Annotated in this window: 24 protein-coding genes and 1 pseudogene; 10 read left to right on the top strand and 15 right to left on the bottom strand. The window is 53.7% G+C overall.

What is annotated here, in order from left to right:
• Positions 1 to 92: 92 nt before the first annotated feature.
• From gntT to gntX, 3 genes are all read right to left on the bottom strand, one after another.
• Entirely contained in the window at positions 93 to 1409 is a 1317-nt protein-coding gene (gntT, locus tag FDX09_RS01770) for a gluconate transporter (protein WP_003023507.1), read from the bottom strand.
• Between the two features lie 368 nt (positions 1410 to 1777).
• Positions 1778 to 2353, bottom strand: a complete 576-nt coding sequence (nfuA, locus tag FDX09_RS01775) for a Fe-S biogenesis protein NfuA (protein WP_003023509.1) — start codon at positions 2351 to 2353, stop codon at positions 1778 to 1780.
• Positions 2354 to 2411: 58 nt separating this feature from the next.
• Positions 2412 to 3095, bottom strand: coding sequence for a DNA utilization protein GntX (gene gntX / locus FDX09_RS01780; RefSeq protein WP_137346705.1), 684 nt, complete (start codon positions 3093 to 3095; stop codon positions 2412 to 2414).
• A 37-nt stretch (positions 3096 to 3132) separates the two neighbouring features.
• Here gntX and bioH point away from each other — a divergent pair, with 37 nt between their 5' ends.
• Complete coding sequence (gene bioH / locus FDX09_RS01785) at positions 3133 to 3903, top strand: pimeloyl-ACP methyl ester esterase BioH (RefSeq protein WP_038634898.1); 771 nt, start codon at positions 3133 to 3135, stop codon at positions 3901 to 3903.
• Between the two features lie 43 nt (positions 3904 to 3946).
• On the opposite strand, the pseudogene FDX09_RS01790 reads toward bioH, so the two are convergent.
• The 6 genes and pseudogenes from FDX09_RS01790 to greB form a co-directional block, all read right to left on the bottom strand.
• Positions 3947 to 4593 (bottom strand): annotated as a pseudogene (locus FDX09_RS01790) (Rpn family recombination-promoting nuclease/putative transposase); the annotation flags it as partial.
• A gap of 44 nt (positions 4594 to 4637) precedes the next feature.
• Positions 4638 to 4874 carry a [Fe-S]-dependent transcriptional repressor FeoC gene (feoC, locus tag FDX09_RS01795; protein WP_069323799.1) on the bottom strand — a complete coding sequence of 79 codons (237 nt, stop codon included), beginning with the start codon at positions 4872 to 4874 and terminating at the stop codon, positions 4638 to 4640.
• Between the two features lie 11 nt (positions 4875 to 4885).
• Positions 4886 to 7204 (bottom strand): Fe(2+) transporter permease subunit FeoB, encoded by a 2319-nt coding sequence (feoB, locus tag FDX09_RS01800; RefSeq protein WP_038634892.1) that lies wholly within the window; start codon positions 7202 to 7204, stop codon positions 4886 to 4888.
• An 18-nt stretch (positions 7205 to 7222) separates the two neighbouring features.
• Complete coding sequence (gene feoA / locus FDX09_RS01805; RefSeq protein WP_003023519.1) at positions 7223 to 7450, bottom strand: ferrous iron transporter A; 228 nt, start codon at positions 7448 to 7450, stop codon at positions 7223 to 7225.
• A gap of 375 nt (positions 7451 to 7825) precedes the next feature.
• Entirely contained in the window at positions 7826 to 10159 is a 2334-nt protein-coding gene (locus tag FDX09_RS01810) for a Tex family protein (RefSeq protein ID WP_085049010.1), read from the bottom strand.
• A gap of 98 nt (positions 10160 to 10257) precedes the next feature.
• Positions 10258 to 10731, bottom strand: a complete 474-nt coding sequence (gene greB / locus FDX09_RS01815; protein WP_003023524.1) for a transcription elongation factor GreB — start codon at positions 10729 to 10731, stop codon at positions 10258 to 10260.
• Positions 10732 to 10956: 225 nt separating this feature from the next.
• On the opposite strand from greB, the gene ompR reads away from it, so the two are divergent.
• Together ompR and envZ are read left to right on the top strand one after the other, a co-directional pair.
• On the top strand, positions 10957 to 11676 hold the full coding sequence (ompR, locus tag FDX09_RS01820) for a two-component system response regulator OmpR (RefSeq protein ID WP_001157751.1): 720 nt from the start codon (positions 10957 to 10959) through the stop codon (positions 11674 to 11676).
• Entirely contained in the window at positions 11673 to 13025 is a 1353-nt protein-coding gene (gene envZ, locus FDX09_RS01825) for a two-component system sensor histidine kinase EnvZ (protein ID WP_042311918.1), read from the top strand. Before ompR ends, envZ begins: the two co-directional genes overlap by 4 nt.
• Before the next feature lie 74 nt (positions 13026 to 13099).
• Here the strand turns inward: envZ and pckA are convergent, their stop codons facing one another.
• The gene (gene pckA, locus FDX09_RS01830) at positions 13100 to 14722 is read right to left on the bottom strand and encodes a phosphoenolpyruvate carboxykinase (ATP) (RefSeq protein ID WP_038634881.1); all 1623 of its coding nucleotides are present in this window, start codon (positions 14720 to 14722) and stop codon (positions 13100 to 13102) included.
• 362 nt (positions 14723 to 15084) lie between these two features.
• On the opposite strand from pckA, the gene FDX09_RS23635 reads away from it, so the two are divergent.
• Complete coding sequence (locus FDX09_RS23635; protein WP_170973220.1) at positions 15085 to 15258, top strand: hypothetical protein; 174 nt, start codon at positions 15085 to 15087, stop codon at positions 15256 to 15258.
• Between the two features lie 42 nt (positions 15259 to 15300).
• On the opposite strand, the gene hslO is transcribed toward FDX09_RS23635, so the two are convergent.
• The 4 genes from hslO to igaA form a co-directional block, all read right to left on the bottom strand.
• Positions 15301 to 16179: an Hsp33 family molecular chaperone HslO gene (gene hslO / locus FDX09_RS01835; RefSeq protein WP_016157640.1), complete on the bottom strand. Its 879-nt coding sequence runs from the start codon at positions 16177 to 16179 to the stop codon at positions 15301 to 15303.
• 24 nt (positions 16180 to 16203) lie between these two features.
• Entirely contained in the window at positions 16204 to 16605 is a 402-nt protein-coding gene (gene hslR, locus FDX09_RS01840) for a ribosome-associated heat shock protein Hsp15 (protein WP_003837900.1), read from the bottom strand.
• Between the two features lie 10 nt (positions 16606 to 16615).
• Entirely contained in the window at positions 16616 to 17284 is a 669-nt protein-coding gene (yrfG, locus tag FDX09_RS01845; protein WP_137346706.1) for a GMP/IMP nucleotidase, read from the bottom strand.
• Positions 17285 to 17346: 62 nt separating this feature from the next.
• Positions 17347 to 19482 (bottom strand): intracellular growth attenuator protein IgaA, encoded by a 2136-nt coding sequence (gene igaA, locus FDX09_RS01850; protein ID WP_137346707.1) that lies wholly within the window; start codon positions 19480 to 19482, stop codon positions 17347 to 17349.
• Positions 19483 to 19804: 322 nt separating this feature from the next.
• Between igaA and nudE the strand changes: the two genes are divergently transcribed.
• On the top strand, positions 19805 to 20365 hold the full coding sequence (gene nudE, locus FDX09_RS01855; RefSeq protein ID WP_038634868.1) for an ADP compounds hydrolase NudE: 561 nt from the start codon (positions 19805 to 19807) through the stop codon (positions 20363 to 20365).
• A 55-nt stretch (positions 20366 to 20420) separates the two neighbouring features.
• Here the strand turns inward: nudE and mrcA are convergent, their stop codons facing one another.
• Complete coding sequence (gene mrcA, locus FDX09_RS01860) at positions 20421 to 22973, bottom strand: peptidoglycan glycosyltransferase/peptidoglycan DD-transpeptidase MrcA (RefSeq protein WP_085049006.1); 2553 nt, start codon at positions 22971 to 22973, stop codon at positions 20421 to 20423.
• Between the two features lie 120 nt (positions 22974 to 23093).
• On the opposite strand from mrcA, the gene FDX09_RS01865 reads away from it, so the two are divergent.
• The 5 genes from FDX09_RS01865 to hofQ are packed head-to-tail and all read left to right on the top strand — an operon-like array spanning position 23094 to position 26404.
• A complete protein-coding gene (locus FDX09_RS01865; protein ID WP_137346708.1) occupies positions 23094 to 23873 on the top strand; it encodes a DNA utilization protein HofM in 780 nt (259 codons plus the stop codon).
• Positions 23873 to 24412 carry a PilN domain-containing protein gene (locus FDX09_RS01870; protein ID WP_137346709.1) on the top strand — a complete coding sequence of 180 codons (540 nt, stop codon included), beginning with the start codon at positions 23873 to 23875 and terminating at the stop codon, positions 24410 to 24412. The genes FDX09_RS01865 and FDX09_RS01870 overlap by 1 nt, the downstream gene beginning before the upstream one ends.
• Positions 24396 to 24851: a hypothetical protein gene (locus tag FDX09_RS01875; RefSeq protein ID WP_137346710.1), complete on the top strand. Its 456-nt coding sequence runs from the start codon at positions 24396 to 24398 to the stop codon at positions 24849 to 24851. The genes FDX09_RS01870 and FDX09_RS01875 overlap by 17 nt, the downstream gene beginning before the upstream one ends.
• On the top strand, positions 24841 to 25254 hold the full coding sequence (locus tag FDX09_RS01880; RefSeq protein WP_038634853.1) for a HofP DNA utilization family protein: 414 nt from the start codon (positions 24841 to 24843) through the stop codon (positions 25252 to 25254). Before FDX09_RS01875 ends, FDX09_RS01880 begins: the two co-directional genes overlap by 11 nt.
• Positions 25169 to 26404: a DNA uptake porin HofQ gene (hofQ, locus tag FDX09_RS01885; RefSeq protein ID WP_170973221.1), complete on the top strand. Its 1236-nt coding sequence runs from the start codon at positions 25169 to 25171 to the stop codon at positions 26402 to 26404. The genes FDX09_RS01880 and hofQ overlap by 86 nt, the downstream gene beginning before the upstream one ends.
• Positions 26405 to 26597: the final 193 nt, after the last annotated feature.

Raw genomic sequence — 26597 nt, forward strand, 5'->3', positions numbered from 1 at the left:
AGTTGGCCGGATGGCGACGCAGAATGCGTCTTATCCGGCCTACAATGACTGCGGTAGGCCGGGTAAGCGAAGCGCCACCCGGCACCGTTTTATCAGACCACCATGCCCAGCAGCAGACAACCTACCAGACCGCAGACGGAGATAATGGTCTCCAGCATTGACCATGACTTGATGGTCTCACCGATAGTCAGGTTGAAGTACTCCTTGAACAGCCAGAAGCCTGGATCGTTCACGTGGGAGAAAATGACGGAGCCGGAACCGACTGCAATAACCATCAGCTCAGGGCTTACGCCGGTCGTCGCAATCAGCGGCGCCACTATCCCACCTGCGGTGATAGCTGCAACGGTTGCGGAACCCAGCGCGATACGCAAGACCGCAGCGATAGACCATGCCATCAGCAGCGGAGAAACGTTCGAGCCGTGCATCATGGAGGCGATGTATTTGTCCACGCCGCTATCAACCAGAACCTGTTTGAAGGCACCGCCACCACCGATGATCAACAGCATCATCGCGATGATTTTGATTGAGGACACCAGCGTGTCGTTAATCTGATCCATCGAACGTCCACGGTTCAGACCAAACGTGAACATCGCAATCAGCACCGCGATAAGCGTAGCCATGACCGGGTCGCCAAGGAATTCTGCAACCGTCAGGAAAGCATGACCTTTAGGCAGAATCATCTCCGCGACGGCGCGCATCGCCATCAGGATAACCGGAACCAAAGAGGTCCAGACGCTGACGCCAAAGCCTGGCATCTCTTCTTCGGTGAAGGTTTTTGCGCTGTACAAACCTTCCGGGATTGGCTTATCGATGCCTTTCAGGAAGCGCGCGTACACCGGACCGGCGAGAATAACGGTCGGGATGGCCAGAATCGTACCAAACAGCAGGGTTTTACCCATATCTGCGTGGAAAATGGTGGCGATAGCAGTCGGACCCGGGTGAGGCGGCAGGAAACCGTGCGTGACGGACAGCGCAGCAGCCATCGGGACACCAACGTACAGCAGCGGGATGTTTGCCGCCGCGGCAATCGTGAACACCAGCGGCAGCATCAGTACGAAGCCGACTTCGTAGAACAGGGCAAAACCGACGGTGAAACCGGTTAATACTACCGCCCACTGAATGTGTTTTTTGCCGAATTTAGCAATCAGCGTGGTGGCGATGCGCTGTGCGCCGCCGCAGTCCGCCAGCATTTTGCCCAACATGGCGCCAAAACCCATAATCAGGGCTAGGCTGCCAAGGGTTCCGCCGACGCCGGCTTTAATAGAACCGATGACTTTATCCAGCGGCATCCCTTGCATCAATCCGACAGCAAGCGCCACCAGGACGAGAGCGATGAAACCGTTCATTTTGAAACGGATCATCAGGAGAAGTAACAAGATTACACCGATAGCAACGATGACTAATGGCATGATTTACCTGGCCTTTACTTTGTTATGGGTAACGTCAGTGTTTAGATGACAAATTCCGATTGTCCCGACCGGGAACCGAGTATTCACAGCACCAATGCTGATTACCGTCAAAACTAATTAGTTTAGCTGGCTGTTATGGGTGTGTTAGGTGCTGATATGAATGATACGGGTAACATGCGGCGCTTGAAAATCACCTGAGCAGGCAAAATTTAAATTATGAGAGGCGGGTCAAATTATAGCGGCGTTGTTGCAGGGGACATGCAGAGAAATGTAAGGGTGCAGGCCGGATAAAGCGTTTACGCTGCCATCCGGCATCAATGCCCGATGGCGACGCGGATGCGCCTGATCGGGCCTTGCAGGTCTGGTCGTTAGTAGTAAGAGTGCTCACCACGCTGGTGTTCGGTTAAATCGCGAACGCCTTTCAGTTCAGGGAATTCAGCCAGCAGCTGTTTCTCGATACCTTCTTTCAGCGTTACATCTACCATTGAACAGCCGTTACAGCCGCCGCCAAATTGCAGAATGGCGTAGCCTTCATCGGTGATCTCCATCAGAGAGACGCGGCCACCATGGCCTGCCAACTGTGGGTTGATCTGCGATTGCAGCATGTACTCTACGCGTTCCATCAGCGGCGCATCATCGGCAACTTTACGCATTTTGGCGTTTGGCGCTTTCAGCGTCAGCTGGGAGCCTAACTGGTCGGTAACGAAATCGATTTCTGCATCTTCCAGATACGGTGCGCTTAGTTCATCAACATATGCGGTCAGCAGGTCAAATTTAATGGCGGTGTCGGTTGCTTCCACGGCGTCGGGCGGGCAATAAGAAACGCCGCATTCAGCGTTAGGCGTGCCGGGATTAATCACAAATACGCGAATTTGTGTCCCTTCTTCCTGATTTGCCAGCAGTTTGGCAAAGTGCGCTTGTGCAGCATCGGAAATATGGATCATAGTAATGGCCTAATAGTTGACTATTTTACTTGGTTATAATACGCCCATCATCGAGGCTCTACAAGGTTCGACACAGGCACCATACCTGGACAGTCGCCGCGCCGTTGCGTAAAAGCAGCTGCGCGATTTCCGCGACGGTACTTCCGGTAGTGACGACATCATCCACAATAACCATATGGAGTCCCTGCACCGGCAATTCAAGGCGAAAGGCATTTTTCAGGTTACGTTTGCGTAATCTGGCGCTGAGATAGTGTTGTGTGGCGGTGGCCCGAACCCGTGTGATGGCCTGCCTGTCCCAGTCGCATCCAAGCCAGCGCGCCAAAGGGCGACACAGTAAATCACTCTGATTAAATCCTCTGCGCCAGTGTCGGCGTTGCCAGAGCGGGACGCTAACTATTCTGTCCGGCAGAGGAAGAGCGCTGACGCGCCGGGCCTGTAATACCTCCAGCAACAGTAAACGTGAAAGAGCACTGGCCATTTCGCTGCGGCGTGAAAACTTAAACTGGTGGATAAGTCCGCTCAGCGGAGGAATATAGTCGCTGACGGCGATCAGACGCTGCCACGGCGGGGGGTTTTGCAGGCAACGACCGCAGGGAAGCGAAGGATGTGCGGCGGGGAGTCCGCATTGAGGACACCGGCAGAGAGGTTGACGCGTTGCCCGCGTGCAAACCGAACAGATCCCCCAGTGCCCCAACGTCAACGGCATTCGGCATAGCCAGCACAATCCTGGTACTGTTAGCATAGATGCATCCTTTCAGGCTAAAAGAGAACAATAACTGATGAATGACATCTGGTGGCAGACTCAGGGTTCGGGAAATTGCCATCTTGTGCTGCTGCACGGATGGGGACTGAACGCGGAAGTATGGCATTGCATAAGTGAGGAACTGAGCTCGCATTTCACGCTGCATCTTGTCGACTTGCCGGGATTTGGTCGCAGCCAGGGGTTCGGCGCAATGTCGCTGGAAGAGATGGCCGGGCGGGTATTAAAACAGGCGCCGGAGAAAGCCATCTGGCTCGGCTGGAGTCTCGGGGGGCTGGTCGCCAGTCAGGTGGCGTTAACGCATCCTGAGCGTGTTCAGGCGCTGGTTACCGTGGCATCCTCACCTTGTTTTAGCGCGCGCGACGAATGGCCGGGCATTAAGCCGGAAGTACTGGCCGGTTTCCAGCAACAGTTGAGCGAAGATTTCCAGCGGACGGTGGAACGTTTTCTGGCGTTACAAACGATGGGTACGGAAACCGCGCGTCAGGATGCGCGAGCGTTGAAGAAAACGGTGCTGGCTTTACCCATGCCGGACGTCGATGTGCTCAACGGCGGGCTGGAGATTCTGAAAACGGTCGATCTGCGTGAGCCGTTATGTTCTGTGGATATACCTTTCCTGCGGATGTACGGTTATCTTGATGGTTTGGTTCCGCGCAAAGTCGTCCCGATGCTGGATACCCTGTGGCCACAGAGCGAGTCGTTGGTGTTTGCCAAAGCGGCGCATGCGCCGTTTATCTCACATCCGACGGAGTTCTGCTCGGTGCTGGTGGCGTTAAAACAGCGGCTATAAATCCGCTGTTTTGCCCGGTGGAATCATACTGCCGGGCTGGTGATTAATGGCTGCACGTAGCCAGATCCTCAGCGGTCAGGCCGGTGATTCTGCAGATGGTCAGCGGGTCTGTGCCATCAGCCAACATGGTTGTTGCAATGCGTAGAGCTTCCTCTCGTTTGCCTTGTTGCAAACCCTCTCGTAACCCTTTCCTGTGACCTTCCTGAAGACCATTAAGGTGCCCTTCCTGACGTAATCTTTCGGCAATAGTCATCAACTTTTCCTTATGTTGAGGTAAACGTTCGGCGACCTGGTGAATAAATTCGCTAAAACGCGCGGTGTCACCGGCCTGCATCAGGTAATTAAACAGGGCTTTCAACTGGTTGTCATTAGCATGTCCTTTAACAAGCAGGATGGCGAGTTTTTCAACTAACCCCATCAAATCGCGTTTACGAATATGCTTTTGGATGAGCTCCAACAGCGCCATCCGGCGGTGCTGCATGATCTCGTCATCGGGCACAACGGTGATATCGACCAATGGAAATGCTGTGGCATAAAGTGGTCTGGCTGCCTCCGGGTCGTCAAATTCGTCCAGCCAGCAGAGTGAATATGGATATGGGCTGACGGTGCCATGATAAAAAAGTATGGGGATCACCAACGGTAGTTTCTTATGGCCCGCAGCCAAAATATGGCCTGGATGTTTGCTGCCATTTGTAGGCCGGATAAGCGTAGCGCCATCCGGCAGGAGCGGCAAACTAGCGCAAAGCCCACCACTCGCGCAGGCAGGCTTTACCTTCCGGGCAACTCTTGCAGCTTCCGGACAGACACCCATCGGCATCTTCCTGAATCCGCACCGCTTTGCCCATCTTTTCTAACTGATTCAGCATGGCGTCAATCATTGGCTGCGGGGTATGCAGCGTGTGGCTAATTTGCTTTGCCTCCAAACGCCCCCGCAGCGCCAGTAAATCACGAACCTGAATAAGCGATGCCATCGTTGACGACCTTAATGGCAATCGCCAGTGGTACTGGAACAGCAGGAGCTAGCCGTTCTGTTGGTTGACAGCAGTGAGAGATCCACCCGGCTGCGGGCACGGCGCAGCAGACCCAGCAACACGATGTTAAACAGAATGACGGCTAAGATGCAGACCAGACTGTAAGTCGGATGCGCTTTGTAACTGACGGTCTGATAAAACAGCGTTGACAGTGAATAGGCGATGTTCAGGCCCCACAGGATCGAGAAGCCCATCCAACCACGGCTGGATTCACGTGCGATAGCCCCCATCACTGAAATGCACGGGACATACAGCAGCACGAAAATCAGGTAGCTGTACGCGGCGGCGGCGCTGCCAAATTTCTCGCCCATCACGCCCATTGCGCCTGTAGCCATCTCGCCGTCGCCTTTGCTGGCTTCAATAGGGTTGGCCAGCACGCTCAGGCTGAAGGTGTCTTTCAGGCTTTGCCAGGTTTCATCCACCGCACTGAACAGCTCGTCACCGAGGTGGAAATCTGCCGGATTGAATTCTTCTTCCTGAATGTTTTCTGCGGTGTAAAGCGTGTTCAGCGTACCGACAACCACCTCTTTTGCCATCGCACCGGTGAACAGACCGACGGTTGCCTGCCAGTTATCTTCGTGGACGCCAATCGGCTTGAAGACTGGGGTGATGACGCGGCTGACGGAAGCCAGAGCAGAGTCGTTGATGTTATCGACGATTTTCCCGCTTAGCGAGAAGCTGTTAAAGGCGCTGAGGAAAATACTGACGATGATAATCACTTTACCGGCACGCAGCACGAAGCCTTTCAGACGTTGCCAGGTCTGAATAATCAGGCTCTTGATGTGCGGCACATGGTACACCGGCAGCTCCATGACGAACGGTGTTGCTTCGCCACGCATGATGGTGTGTTTGAGCATCAGGCCGGTCAGCACCGCCATGATGATACCCAGTACGTACAACGAGAAGACCGCCAGCGCGCCGTTCTGACCAAAGAAAGCCGCGGCAAAGACGGCGAAAATCGCCAGACGTGCGCCGCAGGACATAAACGGCGCCATCATGATGGTCATCAGACGTTCACGTGGCGCATCCAGCGTACGGGCGCCCATCACCGACGGTACGTTGCAGCCAAAGCCGACTATCAGCGGGACAAACGATTTGCCCGGCAGTCCCAGTGCCTGCATCAGACGGTCCATCACAAACGCAGCGCGCGCCATGTAACCGGAGTCTTCAAGGAAAGAGAGGAACAAGTACATCATGCCGATTTGCGGCACCAACGGCAGCACGGTGTTAATCCCGCCGCCAAGACCTTGCGCCAGGAAGATAGTGAGCCAGTCCGGGAAGTGCAGCGTATAGCCAATCCATTGAATACCATGAATAAACAGCGCCACGGAACCCACATCGAATAACGGCTGCAGTGCGCCGCCAATGTTAATGGCGAGCAGGAACATCAGGTACATCACGAACAGGAAAATCGGCAACCCGAGGAAGCGGTTAAGGACGATTTTATCCACCGCGGTGGTGAAACGGCTCGGCTCTGCCGTCAGGGTATTACTGACGGTATCGCAGATTGCGGCGATGCATTGGTAACGCGCATCGGCGATATGCAGCGCCGGATCGTCCATTGTTTCACTCAGACGCGCAATGGCGGCATCGAGGTTTTGCGCGGCCTCACCGGCGTAGGCACGGCTGTAGATATCGCCTTCCAGCATTTGCAGGCCCAGCCAGCGGCGTTGTTTTAGCGGCATATCTTTGGCCATCGCATCGGCGAGGGAATCGGCTTCCTGCAGCAGCGGCTGGGCATAATGCACCAGTTCGACGGTGTCGTTTTCCTTGTAGCGATCGATCGCCAGCTTCAACGCTTCAATGCCGCGGGCGCGGGTGGAGACCAGCGGAACCACCGGGCAGCCAAGACGGGCGGAGAGGGCGTCGATATCGATACGGATTTGCTGTTTCTCAGCAATATCCAGCATGTTCAGAGCGACGATACAGGGAATGCCCAGCTCAAGCAGTTGCAACGTCAGGTAGAGGTTGCGCTCAAGGTTTGAGGCATCGACCACGTTGATCAACAGATCCGCGTCGCCGCTTAAAATGTAGTGGCAGGCGATTTGCTCATCAAGAGAGGTCTGCGATGAGATTGTCGTCAGTGAATAGGTGCCGGGTAAGTCGACCAGCGTGACCTGATGGTCCGTCGTGGCGAAATGACCTTCTTTACGCTCAACGGTAACGCCAGCCCAGTTGCCTACACGCTGACGCGCGCCGGTGAGCTGGTTGAATAAGGTTGTCTTGCCGGAATTAGGATTACCAATTAAACCAATGGTTAGTTTTTTCATTTTTATAGACTCACTGTATTAACAGGACACCGCTTCCACTTCTAATAACGCCAAATCCTTTTTACGCAATACCAGACTTACGCGACGCGTTTCAATATGGATAGGATCGCCGAGCGGGGCGACGCGAACCACGTTGAAGGATGAGCCGGGTAGCATGCCAAGTGACAACAGTTTCTGACGATAAGCCGGGCTGATTTCACGGGCAAAACCGGTAATTTTCCACGCACTGTCAGGAGTGAATTGCATAGGGACCTACTTATATCTCGCTAACTGGGTGATTACCTCATGGGGCGACAGGGCGGCATGAGACCAGATGATTAGCCAACGTAAGGAAAGAGTAAATAATCAACAAACCAATGATAATGAGAATGGTTTCTATCATCAATAGAATAAGTGTGACGGAATGTACAATTAGATAATAATTTGAGCCAATTTTGATATTCCTCAATATTTATTCTGGTTGGGGACGAATGATTCGCGCTAGCAATTATTGAAATCCTTAATGTTTAATTAAGGTTTCATCTGTTAATGAAGTGATAAATATAATGAGGAAGAGAGAAGTTAATATAGTAAATATGCCGGATACGGTATTTACACCGCTATCCGGCATATGGTTTAAACTTAGCGCTTTTTACCCATTGCCGCTGCCAGCGCATCCATCATCGCGCTGTTGCCCGCAGGCTGAGCGTCACGCCCACGAGGTTTCGCGGCTTTTGGAGCCGGGCGATTGCCCTGAGTACGATCGTTATTTCCACCACTGCGACGCGCGTTGGTTTCACCTGGCTGCTCATCCAGACGCATAGTCAGCGCGATACGCTTACGCTGCAGGTCTACTTCCAGCACTTTCACCTTCACAATATCGCCCGCTTTCACCACGGTGTGGGGATCTTCGACGAACTTATTCGACAGTGAAGAGATATGCACCAGACCGTCCTGGTGTACGCCGATATCGACAAACGCGCCGAAGTTGGTGACGTTGGTGACGGCCCCTTCCAGAATCATCCCCGGTTGCAGATCGTTCATGGTTTCTACGCCATCAGCAAACTGTGCGGTTTTGAATTCAGGGCGCGGGTCGCGACCCGGTTTTTCCAGCTCTTTGATGATGTCGGTGACGGTCGGTACCCCGAAGCGCTCGTCAGTAAAATCGGCGGCTTTCAGATTGCGCAGTTCGCTGCTGTTGCCCATCAGATCGCGCAGCGATTGCTCGGTGGCGGCCAGAATGCGTTCCACAATCGGATAGGCTTCCGGGTGAACGGTGGAGGCATCCAGCGGATTATCGCCGTGATTGATACGCAAGAAGCCCGCGCACTGTTCAAAGGCTTTAGGGCCCAGACGGCTGACTTTGAGCAGTTGCTGACGGTTCTGGAACTGGCCGTTCTCGTCACGCCAGGCCACGATGTTCTGCGCCATCATGCGCGTCAGGCCCGCCACGCGGGTCAGCAGCGGTACGGAGGCGGTGTTCAGATCCACGCCGACGGCGTTTACGCAGTCTTCCACTACCGCATCCAGCTTACGCGCCAGTTGCGTCTGGCTTACGTCGTGCTGATACTGGCCTACGCCGATAGATTTCGGATCGATTTTCACCAGCTCAGCCAGCGGATCCTGCAGACGACGGGCGATAGACACCGCCCCACGCAGCGAAACATCAAGGTCCGGGAACTCCAGCGCCGCCAGCTCAGAAGCGGAGTACACTGACGCCCCGGCTTCGCTGACGATTACTTTCTGCGCGGTGACTTGCGGGAACTGTTTCTGTACGTCGAGGAAGAAACGCTCGGTTTCGCGCGACGCCGTACCATTACCAATCGCCACCAGCTCAACGTTGTATTTTTCACACAACGCCGCAACGGCGACGGCGGCTTTGGCGGCCTGACCGGTATGCGGGTAAATGGTATCGGTAGCGACCAGTTTGCCGGTACCATCAACCACAGCCACTTTTACCCCGGTACGCAGACCCGGATCGAGGCCCATTGTGGCGCGCAGTCCGGCTGGGGCGGCCATCAGCAGGTCATGCAGGTTGCGGGCAAAGACGTTAATCGCTTCATCTTCCGCACGTTCGCGCACGGTACCCATCAGCTCGGTTTCAAGGTGCATCAGCACCTTGATGCGCCACGTCCAGCTCACCACGCCTTTACGCCAGCTGTCGGCAGGTGCGTTATTCAGGCGCAGTCCCAGATGTTCCTGGATAATCTGCTCGCCGTGGCTCTCTTTTGGCGGCTCATCGAATTGCGGATCGGCATTCAATGAAAGCTGTAACATGCCTTCGTTACGACCACGGAACATGGCCAGCGCGCGGTGGGATGGCACGGTAGAAATCGGTTCGTGGTGGTCGAAGTAGTCACGGAACTTCGCCCCTTCCTCTTCTTTACCGCTGACCACGGTAGAAACCAAATGCGCGTTTTTCCACAGGTAATCACGAACTTTTGCCAGCAGCGCGGCGTCTTCTGCGAAACGCTCCATCAGAATGTAGCGCGCGCCGTCGAGAGCGGCTTTGGTGTCCGCCACGCCGTTTTCGGCGTTGAGGTATTTGGCGGCTTCCGTTTCCGGGTCGTGGGAGGGTTCGTTCCACAGCAGGTCAGCCAGCGGCTCCAGCCCGGCTTCAATGGCGATTTGCCCACGAGTGCGGCGCTTGGGTTTGTACGGCAGATAGAGATCTTCGAGTTCGGTCTTACTTAACGTACCGTTGATCGCATTCGCCAGATCGTCGGTCAGTTTGCCTTGCTCGCCGATAGATTTCAGGATCGCCTGACGGCGGTCTTCCAGTTCACGCAGATATCCCAGACGGGTCTCCAGATTACGCAATTGCGTATCGTCCAGACCGCCGGTGATTTCCTTACGATAACGTGCGATAAACGGCACGGTGTTCCCTTCATCAAGCAGGCGAACGGCAGCTTCTACCTGTTCAGCACGAGCCTGAATTTCACCTGCGATAATGCGGCAGAAAGAATCATTCATCATGGATAGCTTCGTCTATAGGATAAAAAATCAGGGGATAGTTATACGGATTGACTGGCAAAAATGCCAGTCATCTACGGGGGCTTCGGATTGTTCCGGTCTCACTTAACGTATTCGATCTCGTTTACGTACCAACTGGCTTCGCCGCCTGGGGTGTTTACTACCGCGAGATCGCCGACCTCTTTTTTCAGCAGCGCCCGCGCCATTGGCGAATCGATAGAGATGTAATCTTTACGACCGAAGATCTCATCGTAACCGACAATGCGGAATTTGCGGATGTCGCCATCGTCATTTTCAATCTCGACCCATGCGCCAAAGAAGACTTTCCCTTCCTGTTGCGGGGAGTAATCGACGATTTTCAGATTTTCCATGCACTTGGTCAAATAACGGACGCGGCGGTCGATCTCGCGCAGGCGCTTTTTATTATACTGGTAGTCGGCATTTTCGCTGCGGTCACCCAGACTTGCGGCCCAGGTGACCTTTTTGGTGACTTCCGGGCGCTCTTCACGCCAGAGATAATTCAGCTCTTGTTTGAGTTTTTCATACCCTTCACGGGTTATCAGGGGCGTTTTCATCTTATTGTTTTACCTTCGACTCTGTGATGATGCGCACAATTAGTATTACGTGAGCATATCAACAGAATAAATAATGTATTGCGAGAAACATTGTATACTTAAGCTGCTGTTTAATATGCTTTGTAACAATTTAGCCTGGAATTCATACCAGAATTCGCTGGTGACTCACGTGAGCTTTCTTAAGAATATACACTTAATTGTTGCGAACCTTTGGGAGTAATAACAATGCAAGAGAACTATAAGATTCTGGTGGTCGATGACGACATGCGCTTACGTGCGCTTCTGGAACGTTATCTGACCGAGCAGGGCTTCCAGGTTCGAAGCGTCGCAAACGCTGAGCAGATGGATCGTCTGCTGACCCGTGAGTCCTTCCACCTGATGGTGCTGGATTTAATGCTGCCGGGTGAAGACGGCCTGTCTATTTGCCGTCGCCTGCGCAGCCAAAGCAACCCGATGCCGATCATTATGGTGACCGCGAAGGGTGAAGAAGTTGATCGTATCGTAGGGCTGGAAATCGGCGCTGACGATTACATTCCGAAACCGTTTAACCCGCGTGAACTGCTGGCGCGTATTCGTGCCGTACTGCGTCGTCAGGCGAACGAACTGCCGGGCGCACCTTCTCAGGAAGAAGCGGTTATTGCCTTTGGTAAGTTCAAACTGAACCTCGGTACGCGTGAAATGTTCCGCGAAGATGAACCGATGCCGCTCACCAGCGGGGAATTTGCGGTACTGAAAGCGCTGGTAAGCCACCCGCGTGAGCCGCTGTCTCGCGACAAGCTGATGAACCTGGCTCGTGGTCGTGAATACTCGGCGATGGAACGTTCCATCGACGTACAGATTTCTCGTCTGCGCCGTATGGTGGAAGAAGATCCGGCGCATCCGCGTTATATCCAGACCGTATGGGGTCTGGGTTACGTTTTTGTTCCGGACGGTTCTAAAGCATGAGGCGAATGCGCTTCTCACCACGAAGTTCGTTTGCCCGCACATTATTGCTCATCGTCACCTTGCTGTTTGCCAGCCTGGTGACGACTTACCTGGTCGTGCTGAACTTCGCGATTTTGCCGAGCCTCCAGCAGTTTAATAAGGTCCTGGCTTACGAAGTTCGTATGCTGATGACCGATAAACTGCAACTGGAGGACGGCACGCAACTGGTGGTGCCGCCCGCGTTCCGCCGGGAAATTTATCGTGAGTTGGGTATTTCCCTCTATTCCAACGAGGCCGCTGAAGAGGCCGGACTGCGTTGGGCGCAACACTATGAATTCTTAAGCCACCAGATGGCGCAGCAGTTGGGTGGTCCGACCGAAGTCCGCGTTGAGGTCAACAAAAGCTCGCCGGTCGTGTGGTTGAAAACCTGGCTGTCGCCCAATATCTGGGTACGTGTGCCGCTGACTGAGATCCATCAGGGTGATTTTTCGCCGCTGTTCCGCTATACGTTGGCGATCATGCTGCTGGCCATCGGCGGCGCATGGCTGTTTATTCGTATTCAGAACCGACCGCTGGTGGATCTTGAACATGCGGCGTTGCAGGTGGGGAAGGGTATTATTCCGCCGCCGTTGCGTGAGTATGGCGCTTCTGAGGTGCGTTCCGTTACCCGTGCCTTTAACCATATGGCGGCAGGCGTGAAGCAACTGGCCGATGACCGTACGCTGCTGATGGCGGGGGTGAGTCACGATCTACGTACTCCACTGACGCGTATCCGTCTGGCGACGGAAATGATGGGCGAGGAAGACGGTTATCTCGCAGAGTCCATCAATAAGGACATCGAAGAGTGTAACGCTATTATCGAGCAGTTTATCGATTACCTGCGTACCGGTCAGGAGATGCCGATGGAGATGGCGGATCTGAACTCGGTGTTAGGCGAAGTGGTCGCGGCGGAAAGCGGCTATGAGCGGGAAATTGAGACTGCGCTGCTGCCGGGCAACATTCAGGTGAAGATGCATCCGCTGTCGATCAAGCGTGCGGTTGCCAATATGGTGGTTAATGCCGCCCGCTATGGTAACGGTTGGATTAAGGTCAGTAGCGGTATGGAGCCGCATCGCGCCTGGTTCCAGGTGGAAGATGATGGTCCGGGCATCAAGCCGGAACAGCGTAAACATCTGTTCCAGCCGTTTGTCCGCGGCGACAGCGCGCGTAGTACCAGTGGTACGGGCCTGGGGCTGGCGATTGTGCAGCGTATTATTGATAACCATAACGGTATGCTGGAAATTGGCACCAGCGAGCGGGGTGGGTTGTCGATTCGCGCCTGGCTTCCGGTTCCCTTCACTCGTGCGCAGGGCACCACGAAAGACGCATAAGAAAGGGAGGCGAAATGCCTCCCTTTTTGTTGTTGCAGGCCGGATAAGGCGAAACCGCCCTCCGGCAACGTCAATTACAGCTTCGGCCCGGCGCTAACCAGCGCTTCACCTGCTGGGGTGTCGGTGTACTTCTCGAAGTTCTCGATAAACAGTTTCGCCAGTGCGTTGGCTTTTTCCTGCCATTGCTCCGGTGACGCGTAGGTGTTACGCGGATCGAGAATGCGAGTATCCACGCCCGGCAGTTCGGTTGGGATAGCCAGGTCAAACATCGGCAGACGGAATGTTTCTGCGTCGTCCAGTGAACCGTTCAGAATGGCGTCGATAATCGCGCGGGTATCTTTGATGGAGATACGCTTACCAGTACCGTTCCAGCCGGTGTTAACCAGATACGCTTGCGCACCTGCCGCCTGCATACGTTTCACCAGCACCTCAGCGTACTGCGTTGGGTGCAGCGTCAGGAATGCTGCGCCAAAGCAGGCAGAGAAGGTTGGGGTAGGTTCAGTAACGCCACGTTCGGTACCGGCCAGTTTGGCAGTGAAGCCAGACAGGAAGTGGTACTGCGTTTGATCTGCCGTCAGGCGAGACACCGGTGGCAGCACGCCAAACGCGTCAGCGGTCAGGAAGATCACTTTGGTGGCATGACCCGCTTTTGACACCGGCTTAACGATATTCTCGATGTGATAAATCGGGTAGGAAACTCGGGTGTTTTCGGTTTTGGAACCGTCATCGAAGTCGATAGAACCATCTTCGCGCACGGTGACGTTTTCCAGCAGCGCGTCACGACGGATCGCGTTGTAGATCTCCGGCTCGGCATCTTTAGACAGCTTGATGGTCTTAGCGTAGCAACCGCCTTCGAAGTTAAACACGCCATCATCATCCCAACCGTGTTCATCATCACCGATCAGGCGGCGTTTAGGGTCGGTGGACAGCGTGGTTTTACCGGTGCCGGACAAGCCAAAGAAGACCGCCACATCACCTTTTTCCCCGACGTTTGCCGAGCAGTGCATGGAGGCGATGCCCTTCAGCGGCAGCAGGTAGTTCATGACGGAGAACATACCTTTTTTCATCTCGCCGCCGTACCAGGTACCACCAATCAACTGAATACGTTCAGTCAGGTTGAATGCCACGAAGTTTTCTGAGTTCAGACCCTGCTCTTTCCATTGCGGGTTGGTGCATTTAGCGCCGTTCATCACGATAAAATCAGGTTTAAAATCAACCAGTTCTTCGTCGCTTGGGCGGATGAACATGTTTTTGACAAAATGCGCCTGCCAGGCAACTTCGGTAATGAAGCGCACGGAAAGACGGGTATCGGCGTTTGCGCCACAGAAAGCATCAATAATAAACAGGCGCTTGCCGGAAAGTTGCTGGGTGACTAACCCTTTCAGATGTTGCCAGGTTTCCGGGGAAAGCGGTTTGTTGTCGTTCTTACCCTTACCTTTGTCGGACCACCACAGCGTATCACGCGTCGTGTCGTCACGGACAATGTACTTATCCTTTGGCGAACGTCCGGTAAAGATACCGGTATCAACTGCAACGGCGCCCAGATTCGTCAATACGCCACGCTCATAACCTTGAAGGGAAGGATCAAGTTCTTCCTGGAAAAGCGTGTCGTAGTCTGGATTGTAAACGATATCCTGAACGTCATTGATACCATAAGCCTTGAGATCTTGCGGGGTTAAACTGTTGTTCACACGCATTTCACTGCTCCTTAGCCAATATGTATTACCTGGAATAGTAAGGTTTTTTTGGGATTGCTAACCGCGACAAGGCTCATAGATTTACGCATCGGGCAAAATCACAGGTGACCGAATGCGCTGCGACTCCTGTCACAAAGAGGCAGATATTATGGCAGGAAACCCTTTTTTGTTGTGGAAAATGTTCTTAAAACGTTAATGGAGAGTGTTTTTGGCGGAAATCTTGTGAGTGTAATCGCATTCATGTAAGAAAAATACGTAACTCATACATAAACAATATCGATTCACTTCCCGTCGTCATGGCCCGAAAAAGGTCAGTCAATATTCAAAATTGTGAAGTTGATGCGATATGAGGCTTTCTGTTGATGCTGAATGACGACATGGTTAGTGTTGAACGTTCACAAACTACTCGCTGGGGCATGGAATCTATTGGCCTGCGGCAGGCGGTAGCGAATCAGTCACTGGATTCAGCGCCCAGAATGTGGCGGGTTATCGTGATTCTTGGCGAACGGCTAAAGAGGCATTATTACGCTGAGTAAGCGGGAGTTAGCCCGGCAGAGGACACTACCGGGCTGATAAACTTAATGGACCTGTGGGTCTGCCGGGGAAGCGTTGCTGCGGATCTCGGCAATATCCATTGCGTTAAACAGATAGTGGCTACCGCAGTAATCGCAGTGCATATCGATCTCGCCTTCTTCCGCCAGAATGCTGTCCACTTCTTCGTCCGGCAGCGTTTTCAGTGCGCCTGCGCAGCGTTCGCGTGAACAGGTGCATTTGAACTCAACGTCCTGCGGATCGTAGAGGGTAACTTCTTCTTCGTGGTACAAACGCCACAGTACTTCGTTGGCTGGCAGCGTCAACAGCTCTTCAGTTTTGATGGTTTCGGTCAGGGCGGTCAGGTGATCAAAATCATCTGCCTGCGCGTTTTGCGCCGGCATCACCTGCAGCAGCATTCCGCCAGCTGCGGGTTTGCCATCGACGTCGCCAGTTCGGATAAACAGACGTGTCGGCAGCTGTTCAGAACGCATGAAGTAATCTTCCAGACAGGCGGCCAGCGTGTCGCCTTCCAGACCGACCACACCCTGATAACGCTCGCCTTCTTCCGGCGTAATGGTAATCACCAGGTAGCCGTTGCCTACCAGCGTTTTCAGATCCGCGCCTTCAGGAATATCACCCTGCATGCGGGCCACGCCGCGCATCTGCTGATTGTTGTTGCCGTTGATGACGGCCAGGCTCAGCGGACCATCGCCCTGCAACTGTACGGTGATATCACCAGCAAACTTCAGCGTAGCGGTAAGCAGGCTGGTGGCGACCAGCAGTTCAGCCAGCACGTTTTTAACCGGCTGCGGGTAAGTATGGTTTTCGAGGATCTGTTGCAGGGTTTCCGAAACGGTCACCAGCTCGCCGCGCACGGCAAAGTTTTCAAACAGATAACGATGTAATTGGTCATGTTGCGGCATAATCATCTCTCTTGCAGGTGACAGTCACTCGCTGTCGCCGTGTTTAAATCGTAACAGGTCGCGGCGTTCTTTCTTGTCCGGTCGTCTGTCCGGGTGCGGCATGGTTAACGCGTTAAGTTTACGCGCCAGCGCCATTTTTTCGCGTTTTTCTACGCTTTCCGCGGTTTCTTCATACAGCGTAACGGCTTCCGTGGCCGGGCGACGCTGCTCGGTAATGGCCTTGATAATGACCGTCCGCTCGTCATTTCCCTGGCGCAGGGTGAGGGTGGCGTTCAGCTCGACAATCTTGCTCGGCTTACTACGTTGGCCGTTGTAATGCACCTTACCGCCTTCAACCATTTCACGGGCCAGCGCACGCGTTTTATAAAAGCGCGCAGCCCATAGCCATTTATCCAACCTGACTTCAGCAGAGGGCTTTTCTTTCATGGCGTCTCCTTCACATCAGTGAGGGGATCAGTCGGCGGTAGTCATTCAATGACGGATGGCGTGCGTACTGTTTTTCCGCAATACCTGAGTCGGGATTGGTTACGCCGAGACAGTAACGAATGCCGAACAGAGCAGCGGCGTCGAGAATGGGTTCGCTATCGTCAATAAACAGCGTCTTCTCTGCACTCATTCCCGTTTCTTCAGCCACAGCGTGCCATAACCGCTGATCCTCTTTGGGATAACCAAATGTGTGGGTGGAAAGTAATAAATCAAGGTGCGAGGCCAGGCCGGTATGCTCCAGCTTCACCGCGAGGTTATGCGGATGCGCGTTGGTGAGCAAAATACGGCGCTTGCCGCTGGCTTTTAAGGCATCAAGAAACGGTACGGTATCTTCACGCAAAACGGCGCGTGTTCCTTGTTCCGTTGTCATAGCGCAAATATCCAGATCCAGGCGCTCGCTCCAGTAATCCAGGCAGTACCAGTTTAGCGTATGCTGCACGGCATGATACTGCTGGCGAATATAGTCCTGGGCTTCCTGGGGAGAGATGCCCTGCTTCGCGCCGTAGGTTTCCGGCACCAGTTTTTGCCAGAAATAGTTATCGAATGCCAGATCGAGCAGCGTGCCGTCCATATCTAACAACACGGTGTCGACATCCTGCCAGGCAATATTGATATGCATGGAAACCCCCCAGAAGAAAACATGATGCGCGACAGGGTAGCATATCCTGGCGCGCGAGCGTGTTATCGAATCAGGCTTTCCGGGTCGTCAATCAGCGTTGGGTTGAGGCAACTTTCGTAATAGCTTTGAATTTCCGCGATGCGCGAACGATGACGCTGGTAGCGTCTGAATGCCTGAACGCTGTTATAGATAGCGCATCCGAGCATGGAGAGCATCAGCAGCGTCGTGCCAAGGTAGCGCCATAATCCTGAACGATCCGGGATTCGGTGCAGGCCAATGTGCTGGGTACCGTTGGCGTCGGTAGAGATATTGGTGACGATCCCCTCCGCGCGAAATGGTGTTTGCATTAGCATCTGGGCCAGACGCTGGAAGGCGTTCCACTGTTCTTGCGGCGGGTAGTCATACAGAGAGGTCGACGGCCAGGGCTGATCGACCAGATCGCTGCCCTCGTCGCTGATAATCAGAAAACCGCCGGGGGCAGGGCTATTTAGCGCCTGGGCCGCTCGCGCCGTCTCGCGTGAAATAAACGGCGCCGTAGAGGTATTGACCAGATTATCCAGCGACTCGGCGCTTACCGGACGCAGCAGCACATTTACGCCATCCAGTTTTCCGGCGTTAGCGCGTTTCACCAGGGCGGCCCAGTCTTTACTGTTACCGAGGTTAACCAGCGCATTTTTTAAGCGCACGCATTCATCTTTGGCTGCGCACAGATCGGCTGTTTTCAGGACAATTTCACCAAAATCGTCCAGTAACACCATGCCGGACTTTTGGATTGCCGAACGTAATGACGCGCTGACGCGGGAATCATCATCTGGTTTGGGGTGCAACTGGCGGCTTACGGCCTGCGTGAGCGCGGTGGCTTTGTTCACGAGAGCGGATTCAGGAAGCGGTAGCGCGCGCGCGTCATTCCAGATAATTTGCGTGCAATCAAAAGGCATGAACGGCGTGGCGGGCTGTGTATTCCAGCTCCCCTGGGTATGAATGTTACACATACCTGTGCCGCTCAGGTGTAGTGTGTCCCCCACGCGGACGCCCGCGTTCTCAAGCTGTTTCACGCTGGTGGCTTCGATAGTCTGCGCGCCTTTCATCCAGGAAAGGGTGAATTTTATCGGCATATCCAACGGGATCCAGAACAGCAGCATCAGCAGCACTAACAGCGAACCGCCTGCGATAACGGCATTGCGTAGCCAGTGTTGCAACGGGAAATTTTTAACCTCGTCGCGCAGGGATAAAAAACGCCCCTGGCGTACAACGTGGCGATCGAGATAAATATCGATATCCGTTTGCTGACCAAGATCCTGCGCAATGTAAGGCTGCCAGTGAGGGGGATAGATCAGATCAATAATACCCAGAGAAATATTGTTAATTTGCTCCTGGTCGTTCTCGCCAAACAAACCCCAGCGACGCGGCGTCCCGCGCAGACAATGAATTTCTCGCAGGGCGGTTTTAGATGGCGGAGCGAACAGCCCCCACAGACCTGCACCGAGCAACAGCACCGCGCCACCGACTGCCCACGGAACAAACGTATCCGGGATGATTAAACATAAAAAGAACAGCAGGAATGATGCGGCGATCAGTAACGCTTCGCGTAATCCAGAAGGGCGGCTGAGCGCATATTCTTCATGGGTTTCCTGACGAATATTCAGCAGTTCGATTTGTTCGCTTTCTTCACCGCGAATGGACGCCTGGGTAGAGGCGGTATGCTGTAACGCATAGCCACGCGCTTCCTGCATATATTCCTGCAGGGTGTGGCCGTTTAGCGAAATAACCAGCGGTAACGTATTGGTGTGAATCAACTCAACGCTGTTTTCGTCATTGATGTATTGTTCCCAAAAAGGCGGCAAATGCACCTCAACGGAATCAAGATAATAGCGCCATTTGTTAGGATCGTCGGTGGTAATACCGTAACGTGTAATCGCGTGCGTAAGCACAATAACGCTGTTACTTTGGGCATTAAGTGTTAACGATACTGGCGCAGAACTGGCGCCAGTTGGACCTGGTACTTGCTGAATTTGACTAAGGTTTTCGAGATAGTTTTCGACAGCGCTGCGTTCTTCAGGCGTAAGCTTACGCTTAGAGGCGTCTGAAAAGACGTTGCTCAAAGGTAAATTTTTCCGTCTGGATTTCGTTCTGAGTCGCCACCCTGCAAGCAATGAGCAGGCCAGCAAAGCAGCTAAAAAAATCAGAATGGTGCTCATGCTTTCCCCATCTTACTTAGTCTGTCAGGCGTGGTCAGTCGCACCCTGTTCAATATTCGTGATTCTTTAGTTGGCTATCGGCAAGTGTGGAGTTGAACTTGAGCATCTTAAAGCGCAGCCCAGTAAATGCGAATCATAGCAAAATCACTAAAAATGGAATATCAGCAAATTCCTGGAGTTATTTCAACCTATTGACTTTTAATTTGAAATAGGGATTAACTTTTAGTACGTTACATAAATGTAAATAAACGGCAATTCACGTTGCCGAAACCGTGCGGTATATCGCACAATGACCCCAGATTTCACAGCAAAGACCCTCACAATGAGCAAATCATTACAAAAACCCACGATTTTGAAAGTGGAAACCGTCGCCCAATCCCGGCTGTTTAAGGTCGAAAGCGTGGACCTTGAGTTCAGCAACGGCGTACGCCGCGTTTATGAACGTATGCGGCCCTCCACGCGTGAAGCGGTAATGATTGTGCCGATTGTGGATGACCATCTGATCCTTATCCGCGAATACGCGGTCGGGACCGAGTCCTACGAACTGGGTTTTTCCAAAGGATTAATCGATCCCGGTGAAAGCGTATTTGAGGCGGCGAATCGGGAACTGAAAGAAGAGGTGGGATTTGGCGCGAAAGATCTGACGTTTTTGAAGAAACTCAGCATGGCGCCGTCTTATTTCTCCAGCAAAATGAACATTGTGGTGGCAGAGGATCTTTATCCTGAATCGCTGGAAGGGGATGAACCTGAGCCATTACCACAGGTACGCTGGCCGCTCGCGCATATGATGGATTTGCTGGAAGACCCTGATTTCCATGAAGCGCGTAATGTGAGCGCGTTGTTCCTCGTACGTGAATGGCTGAAAGGGCAGGGACGGCTTTAATATCTATCCCACTAATACGCAAACAATAAAAAAGGCGCCGAAGCGCCTTTTTTGATCAGAACAGTTCGTGTGTCTCACCATTATCGATAATGGTTGTCCCCACCTCGTGTACCGCCTGTTGCGTTGGCTGAGTACCTTCAATGAAATACTCTTCGCGGCTGTTACCGCCGCTCGCAAGTTGACCGGTACTGCGATCGATATTGACCGTCACGATACCCGGCGGCGGCGTCAGCGGCTGCTCGGGCACACCTTCCAGCACGGATTTCATGTAAGCATCCCACGCAGGCTGCGCGCTCTTCGCGCCGCCTTCATAGCCGGAGATTTGATCTTTGATCGCCCCGGAAGCAGTCGTGTGACCCAGATTGCGGCGATGATCGTCAAAGCCGATCCATACTGATGTCACTACGCCTGGTCCGTAACCGGAGAACCACGCATCTTTAGAACTGTTGGTAGTCCCGGTTTTTCCGCCGATATCGTGACGTTTCAGGTCGCGGCCCGCACGCCAGCCGGTCCCCATCCAGCCTGGTTCCCCAAAGATATTGGTGTTCAGCGCGCTTTTAATCAGGAACGCCAGCGGCGTGTTGATCACGTGCGGAGCGTACTCCTGCGTTCCACTCTGCGCGACCAACGCCTGGTTGGCCTGCTCAAGCTGTGGCATAGGCACGGCGGCATTCTGCTGCTCCTGCGAGACGGCGACATCTTCTACATTACTGTTTTCCAGCACGTTAGATTTCTGAGTATCGCCATAAATCACCGGAATATCACAATCCGGGCAGGCAATTTTTGGCTTCGCTTCGAAGATAACGCCGCCCATATCGCTTTCGATCTTACTGATGAAATACGGATCGACCAGGAAGCCGCCGTTCGCCATCACTGCGTAGCCGCGCGCCACCTGCAATGGCGTGAACGAGGCGGAGCCCAGCGCCAGCGATTCAGTGTGCACAATGTTCTGTGCCGGGAAGCCGAAACGTTGCAGATACTCTGCTGCGTAATCCACGCCCATAGCACGCATGGCGCGTACCATCACTACGTTTTTCGACTGGCCCAGCCCCTGACGTAAACGGATAGGACCAGCATACTGCGGCGGTGAGTTCTTCGGCTGCCAGTCAGAACCGGCACCGGCATCCCAGCGGGAGATCGGCACATCGTTGAGCATGCTCGCCAGCGTCAGACCTTTATCCATTGCGGCGGTATAGAGGAATGGTTTGATGTTGGAACCTACCTGGCGTAGCGCCTGGGTCGCACGGTTAAACTTGCTCTGGTTGAAGTCAAAACCCCCTACCAGCGCCAACACCGCGCCGTTTTGCGGATTAATAGAAACCAGTGCGGAGTTAACATCCGGCACTTGCGCCAGCCACCAGGCATCGCCAACCTGGCGCACCCAGATTTGCTGCCCGGTCTGTACCACATCTGTCACTTTACGCGGCGTCGGACCTTGCTGAGTATCCGAGCGGTAAGGACGCGCCCAGCGCATGCCATCCATCCGTAATGAAACTGATGTGCCATCCGCCAGCGCGGCAATAGCTTCCTGCGGATTGGCGCTGGTGACAACCGCCGGCAGCAGTGGTCCATATGTTGGCAGCGCTTTCAGCGTATCGGTGATTTTCTTGCTGTCCCAACTGCTTTCGCCCACTTTCCACAGCACGTTTGACGGGCCGCGGTAGCCGTGGCGCATGTCGTAATCCATCACGTTGTTACGTACTGCCTGCTGGGCCGCCTGCTGCACTTTGCGCGTAATGGTGGTGGTGATGCGATACCCGTCTTCATAGGCTTTCTCGCCATAGCGGTTATACATCTCCTGGCGCACCATCTCAGACAGATACGGCGCAGAGAAGGCGATTTCCGGCGCGTGATAGTTGGCGTCAATGGCCTCGCCGCGCGCCTGATCGTACTGGGCCTGCGTAATGTAATTTTCACTCAGCATACGCGACAGCACGACGTTACGTCGCGCGGTGGCCCGGTCCATCGAATAGAGGGGGTTGAAGGTTGACGGCGCTTTTGGCAGACCGGCAATCACCGCAATCTCACTTAAGCTGAGCTGATCGACCGTCTTGCCGAAATAGACCTGCGCGGCCGCCCCCACGCCATAGGCGCGATATCCCAGGTAAATCTTGTTCAGATACAGCTCGAGGATTTCATCTTTACTCAGCAGTTGTTCAATGCGGATCGCCAGGAAAACCTCTTTGATCTTACGCATCAGCGTACGTTCCGGGCTCAGGAAGAAGTTTCTCGCCAACTGTTGGGTAATGGTACTCGCCCCTTGTGAGGCGTGACCGGAGAACAATGCGACGCTGGCTGCACGGAAGATCCCCACCGGGTCGACCCCGTGGTGCTCATAAAAGCGGCTGTCTTCTGTGGCGATAAAAGCTTTGACCATCACTGGCGGCATCTGATCCAGCGTGACCGGGATTCGACGTTTCTCGCCATATTGCGCGATCAGCTCGCCGTCAGCGCTGTAAACCTGCATCGGGATCTGTAAACGCACATCTTTGAGCGTCGCGACGTCAGGTAATTGCGGCTCAATATAGCGATAGAGGCCATAAATCGAGCCTGCTCCCAGCAGGATGCAACATACTGCAAGGATTAATAAATACTTTACGAACTTCACTGGAGATTTCCCATTTAGTGGCATTTGGGCAGTTTATAAACAAACGCGCGGTAGTATAAAGGCAAGCCAGACGCATTGATATACCCGTTAAAGCAACGGGTGATACGGAGATCATCAGCAATGGCTTTTAATATCTGGAAAATTGGTCTGCATATTCAGCAACATGAAGCGCTGGCTGTCGCTGTCGTTCGCGACGCGACCGGTTGGTTTCTACAGCGCTGGTGGCGTATGCCGTTGGCACCTCAGGTTATCGTTGATGGTCACATTCGCGAGCCAGAACAGCTTGTCGCAACGCTACTGCCGTGGAGCCGTGAGCTTCCTCGCCGACATCATATTTATCTCTCCTTTCCCGCCAACAGGACGTTACAAAAAAAGTTTCCTCGTCCGGCAATGACCTTGCGAGAGCCAGAGCAAACCGCATGGTTGTCCGGTTTGATGGCTCGTGAACTGGATATGTCGCAGGATGCGCTGCATTTTGATTATAGCGAAGACACGTTGAGCCCGGCGTTTAACGTCACTGCCGCGCAAAGCAAAGAGATTTCAACGCTACTGACGTTAATACAAGCGCTGAAAGTACAGGTTAAAGCGATTACGCCGGACGCTAGCGCCTTGCAACGATTTATTCCTTATTTACCCGAACATCAACAGTGTCTGGTATGGCGTGATGAGACCCAGTGGCTATGGGCGACCCGCTCGTCATGGGGGCGAAAATTGACGGGCGATATTGGCCGTCTCGACGAACTTGCCGCAACGTTATCTCTTTCCCCGACAGCTATTGCGCTATGCGACACCAGCGGATTCGATCCTTTAAACGTCGTGTCCGTTCGCCAGCCGCCAATTCCACCACAAAGCTACCGCTTTACCATTGCATTAGGACTGGCCATGGGAGGAACGTATTGATGATAGCGACCATCAATCTTCTGCCCTGGCGTCAGACTCGGCGGTATACCTGTTTGCGTTTCTGGGCCGTCTTCTTTAGCGCTGCTCTACTGCTGAGCATTGGCGTGACGTTAATCTATAACAGCGTTTTTAGCGTGGAAAACCGGGTCGAACTCCTGCTGGTAGAGGCTGAAAATAAGCGCATAGCGGCGCTGACGGCGCTAAAGCCCCGCTTGCAGCAGCGCCTGCAACAATGGCAACAGGTACAAGCGCGAAACAAACAGCGTGACCAGACCCAAAGCTGGCAACAGATTCTGCAACAGCTGGCGGAATTACTCCCGGAGCAGGCGTGGTTAACCAAAATGACCTGGCAGCAAGGGACGCTGGAACTGACGGGAAATACGCTGAACTTTGCCGCCCTTAAGGCGCTGGAAACGCAATTACGCCAGCAGCCGTTGTTTACGCTAAATCGTCCCGGCGAAACGCAGCAGGATGCCCAAGGGCGTTGGCAATTCCACTATCGTCTGACGCGGAGTGACACGCATGATAACGCTCTGTGATGCCTGGCTCGCGCAGTCGCAGCGCTTTCGTTTTGTGTGCGCATGCGGCTGGATTTTAGGGCTGCTTATGATGGTAGCGCTATGTCTTTACCCCGCCGCCAGGCAGCGGGATATGCAACAAGAGGCGCTAAACCAGCAACGTGCTGCCATTCAGACGCAATGGCGAAACCTGTATCTGCTGGCGTCATCGTCAGGAGAGGCTGAAGAGACGTTTATTCCATTCTCTCCGTTGCTGTTTCAGACGCCCCTTGTACGTCTTGTCCACTGGCAACCCGCCATTCAGGGCGGGGAGATGACGCTGAGGCCTGCGTGGGAGGCTATCCCGCCGGTGTTTGTCCAACTGGCGGAACAAGGGATGAGCGTCAGCCGGTTTTCTCTCAGTGTAGAAGGCGCTGAACTGCTGTTAACGCTACAACTGGAACATCTGAATGACGGTTGAACGATGGCTGTTGGCATGCATCAGCGTGCTGATCCTGACCGGTATGCGTAATCCCTTCTTACCGCCGGAAGACCCTTGCCAGATAGCTGAGTGGTCGACGTGGCGTTATCAGGGGATGGTGAGCGTGGGTGAGCGACCGATCGGCATCGTGCAGGATGGGCAGCACAAATGGCGGCGAGTTGAGCGAAATGACGTCCTGAAAAATGGTTGGACGATTTCGCAGATAACGGCCGAAAGCTTAACCCTCAATACAGAGAAAAGCTGCGAGCCTGCTCAATGGCAGTGGCAACGACAGGGAGCGGTAAATGAAGCGATGGATGAGATGGATAGCCATGATGCTGCTGGTCGCGGCGTCCAGCGGGCAGGCGGGAAAACCGCAAAACGTAACGCTGGTGGTGGATGATGTGCCTGTTGTGCAGGTTTTGCAGGCTCTGGCGGAACAAGAAAAGAAAAACCTGGTGGTTTCACCGGATGTCGGCGGGGTGCTGTCACTGCATCTGACAGATGTGCCCTGGAAGCAGGCGTTGCAAACGGTCGTGAAAAGCGCCGGATTAGTGCTACGCCAGGAGGGCAACATTCTGCATGTGCATTCCATGCAATGGCAGAGTGAAAATGCGGCCCGCCAGGAAAATGAGCAGGCACGAATGCAGGCCAGCCTGCCTCTGGAACATCGCAGCATCATTTTGCAATACGCTGACGCCGCCGAGCTGGCAAAAGCCGGAGAGAAGTTGCTGAGCGCTAAAGGCAGCATGACGGTTGATAAACGAACCAACCGCTTACTGCTACGTGATAATAGCGTTGTGCTTAACGCGCTGGAAAAGTGGGTGGCGCAAATGGATTTACCCGTTGAACAGGTCGAACTGGCGGCGCATATCGTCACGATTAATGAAAAAAGTTTGCGCGAGCTGGGGGTTAAATGGTCGCTGGCCGACGCGCAACAACCGGGGGCGGTGGGGAATGTCACTACGCTTGCCAGCGATCTGTCGGTGCCCGCAGCAACATCCCGTGTGGGATTTAATATTGGTCGTATTAACGGTCGGTTACTGGAACTGGAGCTGTCGGCACTGGAGCAAAAACAGCAGCTAGATATCATCGCCAGTCCGCGATTACTGGCTTCTCACCTGCAACCTGCCAGTATTAAGCAGGGCAGCGAGATCCCGTATCAGGTCTCCAGCGGAGAAAGCGGGGCGACATCCGTCGAGTTTAAAGAAGCGGTACTGGGGATGGAGGTTACGCCCACTGTTTTGCAGAAAGGGCGAATCAGGCTGAAACTGCATATCAGCCAGAATGTCCCCGGGCAGGTGCTACAACAAGCTGATGGTGAAGTTCTGGCTATCGATAAGCAGGAAATTGAAACGCAGGTTGAGGTAAAAAGCGGAGAGACGATTGCGTTGGGCGGCATTTTTTCACATAAAAATAAATCTGCGGCTGACAGCGTGCCGTTGTTAGGCGACATCCCCTGGCTTGGCTCTCTTTTTCGTCACGATGGAAAAGAAGATGAGCGTCGTGAGTTAGTGGTCTTTATTACGCCCAGACTGGTGTCAACGGAATAACTTATGCATGAAAAACCGTTGTTTTTGCACTGAACACGTTTCAGGGATTTGACGTGGGGGTGTATTTAGCATACAAGGAGTACCGATTTGAGCGTCGGTACTTTTCTTTACTTATGCGGCAATGAATACGCTTTGCCTTTCTGGTGGTGTGTCATAGGCTTATTTTGCCGTCATTGGACTACGCGATACGTCG

It is taken from the genome of Citrobacter sp. wls717, from assembly GCF_005280955.1.
GTDB classification, from domain to species: Bacteria; Pseudomonadota; Gammaproteobacteria; order Enterobacterales; family Enterobacteriaceae; genus Citrobacter; species Citrobacter werkmanii.

What these genes read in the sequence shown, in the direction of transcription:
- FDX09_RS01875 (WP_137346710.1), top strand. Translation starts at nt 24,396, where the DNA reads ATGATAACGCTCTGTGATGCCTGGCTCGCGCAGTCGCAGCGCTTTCGT.
- nfuA (WP_003023509.1), bottom strand. Translation starts at nt 2,353, where the DNA reads ATGATCCATATTTCCGATGCTGCACAAGCGCACTTTGCCAAACTGCTG.
- envZ (WP_042311918.1), top strand. Translation starts at nt 11,673, where the DNA reads ATGAGGCGAATGCGCTTCTCACCACGAAGTTCGTTTGCCCGCACATTA.
- feoC (WP_069323799.1), bottom strand. Translation starts at nt 4,874, where the DNA reads ATGGCATCGCTTATTCAGGTTCGTGATTTACTGGCGCTGCGGGGGCGT.
- FDX09_RS23635 (WP_170973220.1), top strand. Translation starts at nt 15,085, where the DNA reads ATGCTGAATGACGACATGGTTAGTGTTGAACGTTCACAAACTACTCGC.
- igaA (WP_137346707.1), bottom strand. Translation starts at nt 19,482, where the DNA reads ATGAGCACCATTCTGATTTTTTTAGCTGCTTTGCTGGCCTGCTCATTG.
- yrfG (WP_137346706.1), bottom strand. Translation starts at nt 17,284, where the DNA reads ATGCATATCAATATTGCCTGGCAGGATGTCGACACCGTGTTGTTAGAT.
- bioH (WP_038634898.1), top strand. Translation starts at nt 3,133, where the DNA reads ATGAATGACATCTGGTGGCAGACTCAGGGTTCGGGAAATTGCCATCTT.
- FDX09_RS01865 (WP_137346708.1), top strand. Translation starts at nt 23,094, where the DNA reads ATGGCTTTTAATATCTGGAAAATTGGTCTGCATATTCAGCAACATGAA.
- nudE (WP_038634868.1), top strand. Translation starts at nt 19,805, where the DNA reads ATGAGCAAATCATTACAAAAACCCACGATTTTGAAAGTGGAAACCGTC.
- hofQ (WP_170973221.1), top strand. Translation starts at nt 25,169, where the DNA reads ATGAGATGGATAGCCATGATGCTGCTGGTCGCGGCGTCCAGCGGGCAG.
- FDX09_RS01880 (WP_038634853.1), top strand. Translation starts at nt 24,841, where the DNA reads ATGACGGTTGAACGATGGCTGTTGGCATGCATCAGCGTGCTGATCCTG.
- FDX09_RS01870 (WP_137346709.1), top strand. Translation starts at nt 23,873, where the DNA reads ATGATAGCGACCATCAATCTTCTGCCCTGGCGTCAGACTCGGCGGTAT.
- pckA (WP_038634881.1), bottom strand. Translation starts at nt 14,722, where the DNA reads ATGCGTGTGAACAACAGTTTAACCCCGCAAGATCTCAAGGCTTATGGT.
- feoA (WP_003023519.1), bottom strand. Translation starts at nt 7,450, where the DNA reads ATGCAATTCACTCCTGACAGTGCGTGGAAAATTACCGGTTTTGCCCGT.
- ompR (WP_001157751.1), top strand. Translation starts at nt 10,957, where the DNA reads ATGCAAGAGAACTATAAGATTCTGGTGGTCGATGACGACATGCGCTTA.
- hslO (WP_016157640.1), bottom strand. Translation starts at nt 16,179, where the DNA reads ATGCCGCAACATGACCAATTACATCGTTATCTGTTTGAAAACTTTGCC.
- hslR (WP_003837900.1), bottom strand. Translation starts at nt 16,605, where the DNA reads ATGAAAGAAAAGCCCTCTGCTGAAGTCAGGTTGGATAAATGGCTATGG.
- greB (WP_003023524.1), bottom strand. Translation starts at nt 10,731, where the DNA reads ATGAAAACGCCCCTGATAACCCGTGAAGGGTATGAAAAACTCAAACAA.
- FDX09_RS01810 (WP_085049010.1), bottom strand. Translation starts at nt 10,159, where the DNA reads ATGATGAATGATTCTTTCTGCCGCATTATCGCAGGTGAAATTCAGGCT.
- gntX (WP_137346705.1), bottom strand. Translation starts at nt 3,095, where the DNA reads ATGCTAACAGTACCAGGATTGTGCTGGCTATGCCGAATGCCGTTGACG.
- gntT (WP_003023507.1), bottom strand. Translation starts at nt 1,409, where the DNA reads ATGCCATTAGTCATCGTTGCTATCGGTGTAATCTTGTTACTTCTCCTG.
- feoB (WP_038634892.1), bottom strand. Translation starts at nt 7,204, where the DNA reads ATGAAAAAACTAACCATTGGTTTAATTGGTAATCCTAATTCCGGCAAG.